The sequence below is a fragment of the Bradyrhizobium diversitatis genome, assembly GCF_016031635.1.
GTDB classification, from domain to species: Bacteria; Pseudomonadota; Alphaproteobacteria; order Rhizobiales; family Xanthobacteraceae; genus Bradyrhizobium; species Bradyrhizobium diversitatis.
Genome location: NZ_JACEGD010000103.1, coordinates 1 through 796, shown reverse-complemented (window position 1 = coordinate 796; position 796 = coordinate 1). Strand labels below are relative to the sequence as shown.

Below are 796 nucleotides of genomic sequence, written 5' to 3'. Positions count from 1 at the left end.
TGGGTCTTGAGCGAACAGCTTTGACAGGCCGTCGTCCAGTAGCGCCGCAGCACCTTGCCGTCTTCTTCATTCGTATAGCGATATGACAGCCGCTCCCCGGCCGGGCAGCGATAGGCGTCCTCCTCTGGCAAATAGGCAAAGTCCTGTTTACCGAAGCGTCCGTCTGCCTTAGCGCCGGACGTTAGCGGTTTGGGCAGAGTTACTGTGATGCCTGCTTCGTGGCACGCGAGGATCTCTGGGCTGTTGAAGTAGCCGCGATCGGCTACCGCTTCGAGCGTCTCGGTCTTGAGAACAGCCTGCTTGGCCATATTGGCAAGTTGTGCCCGATCCGAGCCGCTGTTCGTCACCTCATGCGTCACAATCAGATGGTGCTCGGTGTCTACGGCGACCTGTACGTTGTAGCCAACAACGCCAGAGCCGCGGCCGCTCGTTGCCATCGAGCGGCTGTCGGGGTCGGTCAGCGAGATTTGCTGGTCAGGCGAAGCAAGCATTTGCTTTTCGTAGACGGCAAGCTTGCCCATTTCCTCCTTCAGCTTTGTCAGCTTCTCGGTAAGCCTCGTCACCTTCGTGGCCAGCGCCTCCGTCGGCTCCTGGCGGTCGGCCGTGTCAAGTTGGCTCAGATAGCGCGCGACGCTCTCCTCCAACTGAGCACGCCGTCGCTCCATCTTCGCGCGCGTGAAGTTCCTGTCCCGGTTGTTCACGGCCTTGAACTTGCTGCCATCGATGGCGACGCTCGCCGTCGCCAGCAGACCAATGTCTCGGCAGAGTTCGACGAAGCGCGCACATACCTTGCGCA

Annotated in this window: 1 protein-coding gene; it reads right to left on the bottom strand. The window is 60.4% G+C overall.

Translation table 11 applies throughout. The features are described 5' to 3' along the window. Positions 1-796: transposase (locus H1B27_RS39625; protein ID WP_197969775.1), on the bottom strand; the 796-nt coding region annotated here is incomplete at both ends.